14 protein-coding genes are annotated in these 13,102 nt (G+C 68.0%); 10 read left to right on the forward strand and 4 right to left on the reverse strand.

Annotated features, from left to right (window positions below):
* Positions 1 to 160: 160 nt before the first annotated feature.
* Genes fliP through fliF form a run of 4 tightly spaced genes read right to left on the reverse strand, consistent with a single transcriptional unit; the run spans position 161 to position 3,366 of the window.
* Positions 161 to 898 (reverse strand): flagellar type III secretion system pore protein FliP, encoded by a 738-nt coding sequence (gene fliP / locus ABNX41_RS06605; protein WP_438669073.1) that lies wholly within the window; start codon positions 896 to 898, stop codon positions 161 to 163.
* Positions 892 to 1,161, reverse strand: a complete 270-nt coding sequence (locus ABNX41_RS06610) for a FliM/FliN family flagellar motor switch protein (RefSeq protein WP_438668933.1) — start codon at positions 1,159 to 1,161, stop codon at positions 892 to 894. Before ABNX41_RS06610 ends, fliP begins: the two co-directional genes overlap by 7 nt.
* Positions 1,154 to 1,771: a FliH/SctL family protein gene (locus tag ABNX41_RS06615; protein WP_438668934.1), complete on the reverse strand. Its 618-nt coding sequence runs from the start codon at positions 1,769 to 1,771 to the stop codon at positions 1,154 to 1,156. The genes ABNX41_RS06610 and ABNX41_RS06615 overlap by 8 nt, the downstream gene beginning before the upstream one ends.
* Positions 1,771 to 3,366, reverse strand: coding sequence for a flagellar basal-body MS-ring/collar protein FliF (gene fliF, locus ABNX41_RS06620; protein WP_438668935.1), 1,596 nt, complete (start codon positions 3,364 to 3,366; stop codon positions 1,771 to 1,773). The genes ABNX41_RS06615 and fliF overlap by 1 nt, the downstream gene beginning before the upstream one ends.
* 115 nt (positions 3,367 to 3,481) lie before the next feature.
* On the opposite strand from fliF, the gene ABNX41_RS06625 reads away from it, so the two are divergent.
* The 10 genes from ABNX41_RS06625 (at position 3,482) to ABNX41_RS06670 (ending at position 13,089) form a co-directional block, all read left to right on the forward strand.
* Positions 3,482 to 3,961, forward strand: a complete 480-nt coding sequence (locus tag ABNX41_RS06625; protein WP_438668936.1) for a flagellar basal body-associated FliL family protein — start codon at positions 3,482 to 3,484, stop codon at positions 3,959 to 3,961.
* A gap of 12 nt (positions 3,962 to 3,973) precedes the next feature.
* Entirely contained in the window at positions 3,974 to 4,354 is a 381-nt protein-coding gene (locus tag ABNX41_RS06630; protein ID WP_438668937.1) for a hypothetical protein, read from the forward strand.
* The gene (locus ABNX41_RS06635; protein ID WP_438668938.1) at positions 4,351 to 4,905 is read left to right on the forward strand and encodes a MotE family protein; all 555 of its coding nucleotides are present in this window, start codon (positions 4,351 to 4,353) and stop codon (positions 4,903 to 4,905) included. The genes ABNX41_RS06630 and ABNX41_RS06635 overlap by 4 nt, the downstream gene beginning before the upstream one ends.
* A gap of 61 nt (positions 4,906 to 4,966) precedes the next feature.
* A complete protein-coding gene (gene motA, locus ABNX41_RS06640) occupies positions 4,967 to 5,836 on the forward strand; it encodes a flagellar motor stator protein MotA (RefSeq protein WP_438668939.1) in 870 nt (289 codons plus the stop codon).
* Positions 5,836 to 8,106 carry a hypothetical protein gene (locus ABNX41_RS06645; RefSeq protein WP_438668940.1) on the forward strand — a complete coding sequence of 757 codons (2,271 nt, stop codon included), beginning with the start codon at positions 5,836 to 5,838 and terminating at the stop codon, positions 8,104 to 8,106. Before motA ends, ABNX41_RS06645 begins: the two co-directional genes overlap by 1 nt.
* A 93-nt stretch (positions 8,107 to 8,199) precedes the next feature.
* Positions 8,200 to 8,856: a lysozyme family protein gene (locus ABNX41_RS06650; RefSeq protein WP_438668941.1), complete on the forward strand. Its 657-nt coding sequence runs from the start codon at positions 8,200 to 8,202 to the stop codon at positions 8,854 to 8,856.
* A gap of 1 nt (position 8,857) precedes the next feature.
* A complete protein-coding gene (flhA, locus tag ABNX41_RS06655; protein ID WP_438668942.1) occupies positions 8,858 to 10,924 on the forward strand; it encodes a flagellar biosynthesis protein FlhA in 2,067 nt (688 codons plus the stop codon).
* Positions 10,921 to 11,682: a flagellar biosynthetic protein FliR gene (locus ABNX41_RS06660; RefSeq protein ID WP_438668943.1), complete on the forward strand. Its 762-nt coding sequence runs from the start codon at positions 10,921 to 10,923 to the stop codon at positions 11,680 to 11,682. The genes flhA and ABNX41_RS06660 overlap by 4 nt, the downstream gene beginning before the upstream one ends.
* A 4-nt stretch (positions 11,683 to 11,686) precedes the next feature.
* Positions 11,687 to 12,760 (forward strand): EscU/YscU/HrcU family type III secretion system export apparatus switch protein, encoded by a 1,074-nt coding sequence (locus tag ABNX41_RS06665; protein ID WP_438668944.1) that lies wholly within the window; start codon positions 11,687 to 11,689, stop codon positions 12,758 to 12,760.
* Positions 12,757 to 13,089 (forward strand): hypothetical protein, encoded by a 333-nt coding sequence (locus tag ABNX41_RS06670; protein ID WP_438668945.1) that lies wholly within the window; start codon positions 12,757 to 12,759, stop codon positions 13,087 to 13,089. The genes ABNX41_RS06665 and ABNX41_RS06670 overlap by 4 nt, the downstream gene beginning before the upstream one ends.
* Positions 13,090 to 13,102 lie beyond the last annotated feature (13 nt).

Below are 13,102 nucleotides of genomic sequence, written 5' to 3' on the forward strand. Positions count from 1 at the left end.
GCGTGCCCCGATTTGGCGGAGCGCATCTCGCAACCGCGCCGGGCACGGGGCGGCCCGAAGAGCCCGCCTGCCGACCCAAGGCGCCCGGCGCGGTGTCTGTGCGGCCAGATCCGGCAGTTTTCCTGCCGAAGGCGACCATCCGAAGGCGTGAGGCCGGGGCTCATGTCAGGTAACTGCGCACCAAAGCGGCGGCGAGCAGGCTCCAGCCATCGGCGACGACGAAGAAGGCCAGCTTGAACGGCAGCGAGACCACGGCGGGCGGCACCATCATCATGCCCATCGACATCAGGATCGCCGAAACCACCAGGTCGATGATCAGGAACGGCAGGTAGATCAGAAACCCGATCTCGAAGGCGCGCTGGATCTCGGAGAGCAGGAACGACGGCACCAGCAGCGAAAGCGGCGCCTGGGCCAGCGCCTCCGGCGCGGCCGTCCCGGCATCGGGGCGCAGCGCCTCCATCGTCGCGAAGGTCGCGGGGTCTATCCGCAGCGCCATGAAACCGCGAAAAGGCGCGACGGTTTCCTCGAAGGCGGTGGCCATGTCGATCTCGGCCCGGCTGAACGGGCCGATCCCCGCCGCCCAGGCCTCGGTCAGGACGGGGTCCATCACGAACCAGGTCAGGAACATCGCTAGGCTGATGATCAGCATGTTCGGCGGGGCCTGCTGCAACCCCAGCCCCTGGCGCAGGATCGACAATACGGTGACGATGAAGGGAAAGCAGGTCACCATGATCGCAAGGCCCGGAACGATCGACAGCACGGTGATCAAGGCGATCAGATGCACCGAGCGCTGTGCAAGGCTTTCGCCCTCGCCGAGCGACAGCGAGATCTCCTGCGCGTCGAGCGGATGCGCGAGCAGCAGCCAGACCAGCAGGGCAAGCCGGACCGCCGTCACAATCCGCCCTTCAGATTGGAGACCTCGGTCAGGCGGACGGCAAGCTGGCCTGCCATTTCGCCCTCCATCTCGGTCAGTTCGCCGCGTGCGATCAGGCGGTCGCCGACGTAAAGCTCCACCGGGTCGTCGACCCGGCGGTCGAGCGGCAGGATCGCATCGCGGTCGAGCCGCAGCAGCTCCTTGACGGCGGGCCGGGCGCGGCCGACCGAGATGGTGATCTCGATCGGGATGCGGGCGAAGGGGCTGGTTTCGGAAAGGTCATCCATCGGAAGGGGGCTCCTGCAACAGGGTGAAGAAGGCTCGGACGGCGGTTGCGATCTCATGGGTGGTGCGGCCCAGGTCGATCCGGGCCTCTTCGGCGCCGAGGCGGAGGAAGGCCTGGCCCTCGCCCAGCGAGGGCTCCTCCTCGATCCGCAGGGGCAGGCCGGTGGCATCGGCGACCAGCCCCTCGGTCAGGCGTTCGACCGCCGCGCGCGAGACCGGGTTGAGGACGAGGGTCACGGGCTGGTCGGAACCGGCCTCGGCCAGGGGCATCAGGCGCTCCACCACCATCGGGGCCAGCGTCTCGCGCGAGGTTTCCGGCAGGATGCGCCCGACCACCTCGATCAGCAGCGGCTCCAGCGCGCCGAGCACATGCGCGCGCGCCTCGTGATAGGTGAAGGACAGCGCCTGGAGATTGCGGCCCAGATCGGCACGGATGCGGGCGATATCCTCGGATTGGGCGGCCACGGCATCGTCCCACCCGGCTTGAAAGCCCTGCTCATAGGCGGCGAGCTTGGCCTCTTCGATGCTGGCCAGATCGGTGGTGACGATTTGCTTTGCCCCGGCGGGCTGGGGCGTGTCGGTCTCGAAGACTTCCAGCCGTGGGATCGGCATCAGGCGCGCTCCTCCTCGGGTTCGAGCCAGCCGCGCAGGATTTCGAGCGATTCCTCCTGGCGTTCGTCGATCAGGCGGCGCAGGCGGGTGGCGGGATCCTCGCCGACGAAGGCGGCGTGGCGGGTGTAATCCGCGACCGGAAGCTCATTGGGCAGGATGTCGTCGTCGATCTCGCCGGTCAGGGCCTTGGCCAGCGGTGCGTGCGGGGGCAGGGCCAGGGGCGGCTCTGGCGGTGGTAGGGCGGCGCCGCCCGAGGCCAGGATCGGGCGCAGCACGAAAAGCCCCAGGACCAGCGCAACCAGTGCAAGCGCCCCGATCTGGATCAAGGTCATCATGTCGAGCCCGCTCATCCCGCCCAGCAGGCCGGGGGTGGCAGCCTCGGTCCCGGCCACGGCAAGTGGTTCGAACTCCATGGATTTCAGCACCAGGACATCGCCCCTTGCCTCATCCAGGCCGGTGGCCGAAGCCACCAGCTCGCGCAGGGCGGACAATTCCTCTTCCGGCCGGGGGATGCGGGTGACACTCCCGTCCGGGGCGGTGGTGATCTGGCCGTCGACCAGGACCGCGACGGTCAGGCGGCGAATCCCGCCGGGGGCCTTGGTCACCGCGCGGCTGCTTTCCGAGACCTCGAAATTCACCCTTTCGCGGCTCTCGGTCGATTGCGAGCTGCCCTGGCCACCCCCTGCGGCGTCGCCATCGGGCAGGTTAGAGGCCACGGTGACATCGCCGCCGGATCCCCGGTCCTGGCGGCTGGTCTCTTGGGTCTCGGTCGAGATGGCGACCCTTCCCTGAGGGTCGAAGACCCGTTCGGTGATCTGTTCGCTTTCGGTGATCAATTCCACCGCGACCTCCACCACCGCGCCGCCGGGGCCGACCCGCGCGGCCAGCAGCCGCTCCACGCTGCGGCGGATCTCTTCGGCCTTTGCCGAGGCGGCAGAGCCGCTTGCGGCGCCCGCCTCCGCCTCGCCCGCGATCAGCCCGCCGACGGTGTCGATCACCTGCACATCCTCGGGCCGCATCCCGGCGACCGCCGAGGCGACGAGGTGGCGCAGGGCGCGCGCCTGATCCTCGGGCAGGCGGCCCGAGGCGGTGGTGACCGTCACCGAGGCCGTGGGCCGTTCGCTGCGCCGGAACGGATCCGAGGGCCCCTGCGAGATATGCACCCGCGCCGCGCGCACCTCTGGAACTGAAAGCACGGTGCGGGCAAGTTCCCCCTCTTTCGCACGCCAATAGGCGGCATCGAACATCTGCGAGGTGGTTCCGAAACCCGAGAGCGAATCGAGGATCTCGTAGCCTGCCCCGCCGGTGGCGGGCAGGCCCTCGCCCGCCAGCGCCATCCGAAGCGCATCGCGCGCGGCGGCATCGACATAGATCGAATCGCCGCGCACCTCATAGTTCACCGCGCGCTGATCCAGCGCCGAGACGACCTCTCCGGCCGCCCGCCCGTCTAGCCCGGCGTAAAGCAGCACCATGTTCTGCCCGCCCGACAGCCGCGCCAGCGCGAGAATCGCGACAAAAACCGCGATCGTCGCGCCGATCACCACCGCACGCCGCCGCAGATCCAGTCCGTTCCAGGTCGAAATCACATTCTGCACGTCTCGCCTCCAGCGGAAATCCTTCCCGCTCGGGCCGAAATTGCCGGGTCTGGATTAACAATCGGTTAGTGACCTTCGATCTATTTTCGTTCCTGTCCCCGAATGGAGGCCGAACGTGTCGGATGCCACCCTTGCGCCACAGATGGCGCCCGAAAGAAAAACGAAGATCCCGCTTCTGCTCGGGGTCTTGCTTGCCCTCGCCCTGGGGGGTGGCGGCTTTTTCGCTGCCTGGTCGGGGATGCTCCCCGGCATCGGTGCCCAGGCTCCGGCAACGGCCGGGCCGGACCCGCTTCCCGATATCGGCTTCGTCGCGATGGAGCCGATCATCGTCGCGCTCGGCCCGGCGGCGGGCGGGCGCTTCCTGAAATTCACCGCGCAGCTTGAGGTCGCCCGCCCGCATATGTCCGAGGTCAATCTTCTGATGCCCCGCATCGTCGATGTGCTGAACGGCTATCTGCGCGCGATATCGGTCAGCGAGATCGAGGATCCCGGCGCGATGGCCCGGCTGCGCGCCCAGATGCTGCGGCGCGTGCAGATCGTGACCGGCGAGGGGCGGGTGCGCGACCTTCTGGTCAACGAATTCATCCTGAATTGATAGGGGCGGCGAATGGATCTGATCATGGATGTCCTGCTTCTGGCGGCGACGGTCGGCGCGGCGGTCTACTGCTATGTGCTGGCGCTGCGCCTGCGCCGGTTCACCACGCTCGAATCGGGCATGGGCGGCGCGATCGCCGTCCTCTCCGCCGAGGTCGACGGCATGACCCGGGCTCTGGAGCGGGCGCAGGGTGTGGCCAGCGGCTCGGAGGAGCGGCTGGCGGAATTGACCGGACGCGCCGAGGTGCTGGCGCGCCAGCTCGAACTCATGGTGGCTTCCCTGCACGATCTGCCCGAGGCGGCCGCGCCGGAAGAGGCCGGAACAGCCGAATCGCGCAAGATCCGTTTCGTGCGTCGACGGGCCTCGCACGACCGGATGGAGGCGGCGGAATGATCCGCAGGACCGGCCAGGGCGCGCTGATCGCCATCGCCTTGATGTTCGCTTCGTCGGGTGCGTTGCGCCTGGGCAACGGGCTTGGCCTGACGATCGCCCGCGCGTCCGAGGATCCGCCGGTGGTTGCGGCGACGGAATGCGCGGCGCCGCCCGATGCGCTGGCGGCCGCCCTGGCCGAGCGCGAATCGCGCCTGCTGGCCGAAGACGCGGCGATGAGGGACCGATCGGCCGCCTTGTCCCTGGCCGAGGCGGCGCTGCGGGGACGGCTTGAGGAACTTGCCGAGGCCGAGCGTGCGTTGCGCGCCACCCTCGCCATCGCGGACAGCGCGGCGGAAGAGGATCTCGCCCGGCTGACCGCGGTCTACGAGACGATGAAGCCCCGCGACGCGGCGGCGCTTTTCGACGCGATGGACCCGCAGTTCGCGGCGGGCTTCCTTGGCCGCATGCGCCCGGATGCGGCAGCGGCGGTGCTGGCGGGAATGACGCCGGAAAAGGCCTTCGCGGTCAGCGCCATTCTGGCCGGTCGCAACGCGCGGGCGCCAAGAGAGTGAATTGGCGGTTTGTTAACGTCGCGCCAGCAGGATCGGCGCCGAACTTTCCAGGATGGGGCGCATGATTGGAATCGTCGGTATCGCGGTGATCTTCGTGATGGTCTTCGGCGGCTATGTCGCGGCGGGGGGCAAGCTGGGGATCATCCTCGCGTCATTGCCTTTCGAACTCGCCATGATCGGCGGGGCGGCGATCGGTGCCTTCCTGATCTCGAACGACCTGGCCGCGGTGAAGCAGACGCTCCGCGACATCGGCAAGGTCTTCAAGGGCACGCGCTGGAAGCCTGCCGACTATCGCGACCTGCTCTGCCTTCTCTTCGAGCTGATCCGGCTGGCACGCAGCAATCCCGTCGCGCTGGAGGAGCATATCGAAAATCCCGATGGCTCGTCGATCTTCGCGCGCTATCCCCGCATCCAGCACGATCCCGATGCGATCGAGCTGATCTGCGACACCCTGCGCGCGGCTTCGATGAACTATGACGATCCCCATCAGGTCGAAGAGGTTCTCGACAAGCGGATGGAGGTGCAGATGCATCATGCCATGCATTCGAGCCATTCGCTCCAGACCATGGCGGATGGGCTGCCGGCCCTGGGAATCGTGGCGGCGGTTCTGGGCGTGATCAAGACCATGGCCTCGATCGACCAGCCGCCCGAGGTGCTGGGCAGGATGATCGGCGGCGCGCTGGTCGGCACCTTTCTGGGCGTCTTCCTGGCCTACGGGCTGATGGGGCCCTTCGCGGCCAGGGTGAAGGCGGTGGTCGAGGAGGATGCCCATTTCTACCAACTGATCCGCGAGGTTCTGATCGCCAACCTGCATCGGCATCCGGCGAATATCTGCATCGAGGTCGGCCGCCAGAACACGCCGCATCACGTCCGCCCCGGCTTCGGCGATCTGGAATCCGCCTTGCGCGATCTCAAGCAGGAAGCGGCGTGATGCGGCTCGCCCTCTTGCTGGGGGTCCTGCTCGCCACCCCACTACGGGCCGAGATCGCCCAGGTCCGGGGCGGCGAACATCCCGATTTCACCCGGATCGTGGTCGAGGCCCAGGCGCCGGGCGACTGGCGCCTGGGGCGGGGCGAGGCGGGCTATGCGCTGGAACTTGGTCCGGCCGTGACCGGATTCGACCTGACCCGCGCCTTCGACCGGATCCCGAGGGACAGGGTCTCGGGGCTCTGGCGCGACCCGCAAAGCGGCAGGCTGCGGATCGCCCTGTCCTGCAACTGCCATATCATCGCTTTTGAGTTCCGCCCCGACATGATCGTGCTGGATGTGAAGGATGGCTCCGCCCCGCCCGGATCGGATTTCGAAGATGTGCTGGACGCTGCGGAGCTGCCTCCCCCTCTTCCCGCACCCGCCCCTTCCCCTTCGGGCTACGACTGGATCGCGCTTTGGCAGGCCGGGCGCGCGGTGGAGACGGCATCGGCGCCGGGCCAGGTCGCAGGGCCCTTGCTTGCCGACTTCGGTCCGCTCAGAGAGGCATTGCTGATGCAGATCAGCCGCGGTATGGCCGAAGGTGTCGTGGAACTTGCCGAGAGGGCCGAGTTTCCGATGCTCGCCGCCCTGCCGAGCGACACGCCGGGGCTTCGGATCGGCATCGAAGGCTTGCCGGGGATCGCGGCTTCGCGCCCCTCCTCGCCGGAGGCCGAGGCGCTGCCGCCGACCGATATCTGCATCGCCGATGACCGGTTGGCCTTGGCCGAATGGCTGTTGCCCGAGCCGGTCGCGGCGCATTTCGCCGCGCTGAGGGATGGGCTTCTGGGCGAGTTCGACATGCCAGATCCGGATCGTGTCCCGGATGCCGCGCGACGATATCTGGCTTTGGGCTTCGGCGCCGAAGCCCGCCAGCTTCTTTCGCTGCTTCCTTCGGAGGAACGAGAGAAACACGCCCATCTCGTCGCCATGTCGCATATCGTCGATCTGGCCGCGCCGCCCGGCGCTGCCTTCGACGGAATGGCGGGGTGCTCTGGCCAGGCCGCGCTTTGGGCGACATTGGCGCTGGCGCTGAAAGACCAGCGCGCCGGGATGGATGCCGATTCGGTGGTGCGCGCCTTTTCGGCCCTTCCGCCGCATTTGCGTGTCCATTTCGGACCGGTTCTGACCGGATATTTTCTCAAGATCGGCGACGAGGCCTCTGCGCGTCGCCTACGCGATGCCGCATTGCGCGCGCCGGGCGCGGCGAGTGCAGATCTCGCGCTGATGGATGCGGGATACCAGCTTGCCACCGGCGATGAAGCGGCTGCGGCAGAGCGGGCCGAGGCCGCGCTTTCCGGCAACGCCATGACCGGTGCCGGGGCCTTGGCCATGCGGGTCGAAGCGGCCTTTCGCGGCGACAGGGTCGTTCCGCCCGGGACCGAGATCCAGATCGCGGCGTTCCTGACAGAGGTCAGGGGCACATCGGTCGAGGCCCCTCTGCGCCGCGCGCAAATGCTTGCGCTAGCTATGATCGGGGATTTTCCGGGCGCCTTTTCGATTCGGACCGATGCCGGGGGCATGGCCCAGGGCCGCTTTTCCGAGAATGGTTCGGATCTCTGGTCCCTGGCGGTTACCGCTGCGCCTGATGGCATCTTCATGGCCGAGGCGACAGGCCATGCCGCCGACCTTCGTGTCGAAACCATTCGGCCTCAGATCCGCCTTGCGGTGGCCGAGCGGCTCCTGGCCCTGGGCTTTGCCGCCTCCGCGCTCGATTGGGCAGGCTCGCAACCTTCGACCGGGGCAGAGGAAGCCCGCCTTCTTGTCGCCCGGGCCCGGCTGGCGTTGCGCGATGCGCGTGGGGTGATCGCGGGTCTTGCCGGATTGGATGGAAGCGAGGCCGAAGGCCTGCGCGCCCGGGCCGTTCTGCAACTCGGAGAACCTGCGACGGCGGCGGTGATGTTCGGGCGCGCGGGGGATGAGGCCGCGCGCGAGCGAGCGCTGATATGGGCCGGGGACTGGCGCCATGTCGCGCAGGCTGGCGAGGCGCCTTGGGACAGGGCTGCGGCTTTCGCGCTTGGGGAGGTCCCATTTCTTGACACCGATGCCTTGTCGGCGGGATCTGGCGAAGACTTCCCCGCAGCCTTGGAGGCCGATCCGGCCGTGGCGGTCTCCCCGCCGGGGCCACCTGCCGGGCCTCTTGCGCGTGGTGAGGTCCTGCTTGCCGAAAGCGCCGCTTTGCGCGAGGCGATCCTGGATCTTCTGGTCATGACGGAGAGAGGCGGGGCGCCGTAACGCTTTGGAAACCATTCGCTTCTAGCTTGGGGGCGAGAAACCTCTGGGCAGAATGCCCGGGCGCAGCGGACCAACCCAATGCAATGGACCAGAATGGCATTTCCGTCTCTCCTCAGCCTGCTTTTCGCCCTGCCCACGGCAAACGGGGCGCTTGCGGACGAGGATCCCGCAGATCTGTGTCTCACGGCGGCCCGGCTGGCGGCGGTGGAGACGGGGGTTCCACATGACGTCCTGATCGCGATCGCGCTTACCGAAACCGGCAGGGCGGGCGCGGGCGGGGCGCTGCGGCCCTGGCCCTGGACGCTGAACCAGGCAGGCAAAAGCCATTGGTTCGCTTCGCGGGAAGAGGCGCTGTCCCATCTGGCGACCGTGGTTCCCCAAGGGGTGAGCAATGTCGATATCGGCTGCTTTCAACTGAACTGGCGCTGGCACAATCAAGCGTTTCCCTCCTCGGACGCGATGCTTGACCCGGGCCAGAACGCCCTTCACGCTGCGCGTTTCCTGGCCAGCCTGCATGCGAAAAGCGGCGACTGGACCAACGCCGTGGGGCGCTATCATTCGGCCACGCCCGAACTGGCCGAACGCTATCTTGCGCGTTTCACGCCCATTCTCCTCGCGCTTGGGGCCGAGCCGCCCGCTATCGGCAAACGCCCGAACGGCTTTCGCCTGCTTCAGGCGGGTCCGGGCGCGACCATGGGATCCCTGGTGCCGAAGAGCGGGGCGATCCGGCCGCTGGTCGGGGGGTCCTGAGATGGGAGGGATGCTGACCTCGGCGCTGCGCCCGACGGTTCTGCTCGCCATCGCGCTGATGGCGGTGATCGGGATGATGGTGCTGCCCGTTCCGGCCGGACTTCTCGATATCGGGCTCGCCATTTCTTTCGCCCTGGCGATCCTGATGCTGACGGTCACGCTCTTCATCGAGCGCCCGCTGGATTTTTCCGCCTTCCCGACCATTCTGCTGGCCTCGCTGCTGCTGCGGCTGGCGCTGAACGTCTCCTCGACCAAGCTCATCATCGGCGAGGGCCACACCGGCACCGATGCCGCGGGCCATGTGATCGAGGGATTTGCCAATTTCATCATGGGCGGGAATTTCGTCCTCGGCCTCGTGATCTTCGTCGTGATCATGATCGTGAATTTCATCGTGATCACCAAGGGCGCGGGCCGCATGGCCGAGGTCGGCGCCCGTTTCGCGCTGGACGGGATGCCCGGCAAGCAGCTCGCCATCGACGCCGACATGTCCGCGGGCGCGATCACCCATGAGGAGGCGAAGAAGCGGCGTGAGACGGAGCTGGCCGAGACCACCTTCTTCGGCTCGCTCGACGGGGCGTCGAAATTCGTCAAGGGCGATGCGATCGCGGGGCTGCTGATCACCGCGCTCAACCTGATCGTCGGGCTTCTGGTCGGCATCCTGATGCATGGGATGGAGATCGGCCGCGCCTTTGAGACCTATTCGATCCTGACCGTTGGCGACGGGTTGGTCGGACAGATCCCGGCGGTGATCATCTCGGTCGCGGCGGCGCTGCTTCTGTCGCGCGGCGGCACGCAAGGGGCGACCGATGTGTCCTTCTTTATCCAGCTTGGGCGCTATCCGGCCGCGCTGGCGACGGTGGCGGGGCTGATGGCGCTGTTCGCCGTGGTGCCGGGGATGCCTTTCACGCCTTTCATCGCCGCATCTGGCGTGCTGGCCTGGGCGGCCTGGCGGGGTGGGCGGGCAAAGCCTGTCCCCGAGGTGCCGGGCGCCGAGAGCGAGGCGCCGCCGCCCCGCCGCCCGATCGGTGACATGCTCGATTTCGACGAGATCCATATCGAATTCGCAACCAATCTCGTCGGCATGGCATTGGATCCGGCCACCGGGCTTGACGGGCGGATCTCGAACATGCGCAACCATATCGCCACCACCTATGGGCTGATCCTGCCGGAGATCCGCCTGACCGACGAGATGATGCTCCCTCCTGGGGCCTATCGCATCCGCATCCAGGGGGTGGAGAGGGTGGCGGACAATCTGATCCCGGACCGGATGCTGGTGCTTCTGGCCGAAGACGTGCCTGCGCCGGAGGGGATCGACGTCAAGGAGCCGGTCTACGGCGCCCCCGCACGCTGGATCCGGAAAGAACTTCAAGAGGATGCGATCATTTCCGGCCTGACCGTGGTCTCGCCCGCCGAGGTGCTGGCGACCCATCTGCTTGAGGTGCTGCGGGCCAATCTCTCGCATCTTCTGTCGCTGCGCGGGCTGCGACGGCTGCTCGACGAGTTCACCACGCTTTCGGATCGGGCCCGGGGCGAGGCGAACCGGCGCATGCTCGATGACCTGATCCCCGACAAGGTGCCGATGGACCTGCTGCACGGCGTCCTGCGCCTGCTGCTCGAGGAGCGGGTCTCGATCCGCAATCTGCCGCTGATCCTCGAAGCGATTTCCGAGGCGCGCGGCCTTGGGGCGCCCGAGGCGATCTGCGAGCATGTGCGCCGCCGCCTCGGCTTCCAGATCGTGGCCGAGCATCGCCGCGCGGATGGCTCGGTGCCGCTGATCCAGCTTGCCCCGGAATGGGAGCGCAGCTTCCAGAGCCACCAGATGGAGGGCGCGGGCGGGTTGCGCGACGTGGCGCTGCCGCCCGATCTTTTCGCCCGTCTCGCCAATGGCCTGGCCGAGCGGCTGGCGCAGGTCTCGCCGGGTGGGCCGGTGGCGCTGGTGACCTCGGCGGCGCGGCGGCGCTTCCTGCGCACTGTGGTCCAGGCCAAGGGGCTGAATCTTCCGGTGCTGTCCTATGAGGAGATCGGCATGGAAAGCCGCCCGGCGCTTCTGGGCCAGGTCGCGGCATGAACGGGCTTTGGGCCGGGCTCGCCGGGCTTGTCGGCTTGGCGGAAGAGGCGATCGCGCATTTCGCCCTGGTCTTTCTGCGGGTGGGGGCGGCGGTGGCACTGATCCCGGCATTCGGGGAGCAGGCCGTGCCGCAGCGCATCAAGCTTGCGCTGGCCTTGGCTACGACCTTTGTCGTCGCGCCTGCGGTGGCGTGGGCCCCCGCGCCGGGGTCCGCCGCGTTCCTGGCCGAGGCCGTCGTCGGGGTGATCCTGGGCATCGGCTTGCGGCTGGTGCTGCTCGGGCTTCAGACGGCGGGCAGCATCGCGGCGCAATCGGTCTCGCTGGCGCAGATGTTCAATGGAACCGGCCCGGATCCGCAGCCGATCATCTCGAATGTGCTGGTGCTTGCGGGGCTCGCGCTTTTCGTGGCGACGGGGGGGGTGGCGCGCGCGGTGGAGCTGCTGGTGCTCTCCTACCAACTGATGCCAGCGGGTGAACTGCCCCGGGCGGCGGTGATCGCCGAATGGGGGATTGGGCGGATCAGCCGGGCCTTTGCCCTGGCCTTCGCCCTTGCGGCCCCCTTCGTTCTGGCGGCGCTGCTCTACAATCTCGCGCTCGGGGTGATCAATCGCGCTATGCCGATGCTGATGGTCACCTTCATCGGCGCCCCGGCGCTGACGCTTGGGGGGCTCGTCCTGCTGGCGCTGATCGCGCCGCATCTGCTGGTCGTCTGGCGCGAGGCGATGGACCGGGCGCTTCTGCTTCCCTTGGTGCCGTGACCCCATGGCCGAGGAGCAAAGCGCCGAAAGCAAGGAGTTCGACCCGTCGCAGCGGCGCCTCGACCGCGCGCGGGAAGAGGGCGACAGCGTGCGGTCCGAGGAACTCCAGGCGGCCGTCGCCGCCTCGGGGTTGCTGCTGGCTTTCGCCGGGGCGGGCGGATATGCGTTGTCGGTCTGGGGCGGGACCGCGATCGCCTTTCTGGACCGCCCGCAAGAAATGCGCCTGCAATCGGCGCTTCTGCTGCCCGCAGTCACGGCCATGACCGGCCCGGTGCTTTTGCTGCTGCTGGTGCCGGGGATTGCGGTCCTGGTCTGGCTCATCGCGTCACGCGGGCTGGTCTTTGCGCCCTCGCGCATTGTTCCGAAGCCCGAGCGGCTTTCCATTCCTGCGAATGCGAAGCAGAAATTCGGGCGGGCCGGCCTGATGGATTTCGCGCGCCGGGCGCTGAAACTGATCGTGATCGGCGCGGTCCTGGCGCTTTATCTGCGGGCCAGCGCCGGGGTGCTCTACACCAGCCTCAGGATGGATGCGGGCCAGATCGGGCTGGCGATCGTCGAGAGGATGGGCGGATTTGCGGTGCTTGTCATCCTGATCTCGCTGGTCTTCGGCCTGCCGGATTTCATCTGGCAGCGGGCGCAGTTTTTGCGCCGCAACCGGATGACGCGCAAGGAAATGACCGATGAGATGAAGGATGCCGAGGGCGATCCCCATATGAAGGCCGACCGCCGCCGTCGCGCCCAGGAAGTGGCCGGGCGGCAGATGATGGCCGAGGTGCCGAAGGCCGATGTCGTGATCGTCAATCCGACCCATTACGCGGTGGCGCTGAAATGGGACCGGGCGGGGGGCCGGGCGCCTGTCTGCGTGGCTAAGGGCGTGGACGAGATCGCCGCCCGGATCCGCGAGGCGGCGCAGGAGGCCGGGGTGCCCCTGCGCCGCGATCCGCCCACGGCGCGGGCGCTGCATGCCTCGACCGAGATCGGGCAGGAGATCCGGCGCGAGCATTATGCCGCCGTTGCCGCCGCGATTCGTTTCGCCACCGCCATGCGGCGCAAGGCGGCGAAAAGGAGGCACGGATGACGGAGAAGCCCTTGAGCCGGATGGTGGATATGGCGGGGTTGCTCCTGGAGGCACGCTCGGCCCGGCTGCGCGAGGCCGCGGCCCGTATCGCGGCCTTGCAGGCGCGGCTCGACGACCTCGGCCGACCCGCGTCCCAGGATGCGCTGGACCCGGTGGTGGCGCCATCGCTTTTTGCATATGAAAGCTGGGCGGCGTTGCGCCGCGCGGAATTGAGGGCGCAGCTGCTCAAGGCCCAGGCGGAGTGGCAGGCCCATCTGGGCGAGGCCTGTGCCGCCTTCGGCCGAAAGGACGCGCTGGAGCGGGTTTCGCGGCTGACGAGGCCGCGATAAATGCCACGGCGCC

The sequence above is a fragment of the Pseudogemmobacter sonorensis genome, assembly GCF_042762395.1.
GTDB classification, from domain to species: Bacteria; Pseudomonadota; Alphaproteobacteria; order Rhodobacterales; family Rhodobacteraceae; genus Pseudogemmobacter; species Pseudogemmobacter sonorensis.

Bases quoted from the DNA above. Each gene is read 5' to 3' on its own strand.
- ABNX41_RS06610 (WP_438668933.1), bottom strand. From the start codon at position 1,161: ATGGATGACCTTTCCGAAACCAGCCCCTTCGCCCGCATCCCGATCGAG.
- ABNX41_RS06615 (WP_438668934.1), bottom strand. From the start codon at position 1,771: ATGCCGATCCCACGGCTGGAAGTCTTCGAGACCGACACGCCCCAGCCC.
- ABNX41_RS06630 (WP_438668937.1), top strand. From the start codon at position 3,974: ATGGATCTGATCATGGATGTCCTGCTTCTGGCGGCGACGGTCGGCGCG.
- ABNX41_RS06635 (WP_438668938.1), top strand. From the start codon at position 4,351: ATGATCCGCAGGACCGGCCAGGGCGCGCTGATCGCCATCGCCTTGATG.
- motA (WP_438668939.1), top strand. From the start codon at position 4,967: ATGATTGGAATCGTCGGTATCGCGGTGATCTTCGTGATGGTCTTCGGC.
- ABNX41_RS06645 (WP_438668940.1), top strand. From the start codon at position 5,836: ATGCGGCTCGCCCTCTTGCTGGGGGTCCTGCTCGCCACCCCACTACGG.
- ABNX41_RS06650 (WP_438668941.1), top strand. From the start codon at position 8,200: ATGGCATTTCCGTCTCTCCTCAGCCTGCTTTTCGCCCTGCCCACGGCA.
- flhA (WP_438668942.1), top strand. From the start codon at position 8,858: ATGGGAGGGATGCTGACCTCGGCGCTGCGCCCGACGGTTCTGCTCGCC.
- ABNX41_RS06660 (WP_438668943.1), top strand. From the start codon at position 10,921: ATGAACGGGCTTTGGGCCGGGCTCGCCGGGCTTGTCGGCTTGGCGGAA.
- ABNX41_RS06665 (WP_438668944.1), top strand. From the start codon at position 11,687: ATGGCCGAGGAGCAAAGCGCCGAAAGCAAGGAGTTCGACCCGTCGCAG.
- ABNX41_RS06670 (WP_438668945.1), top strand. From the start codon at position 12,757: ATGACGGAGAAGCCCTTGAGCCGGATGGTGGATATGGCGGGGTTGCTC.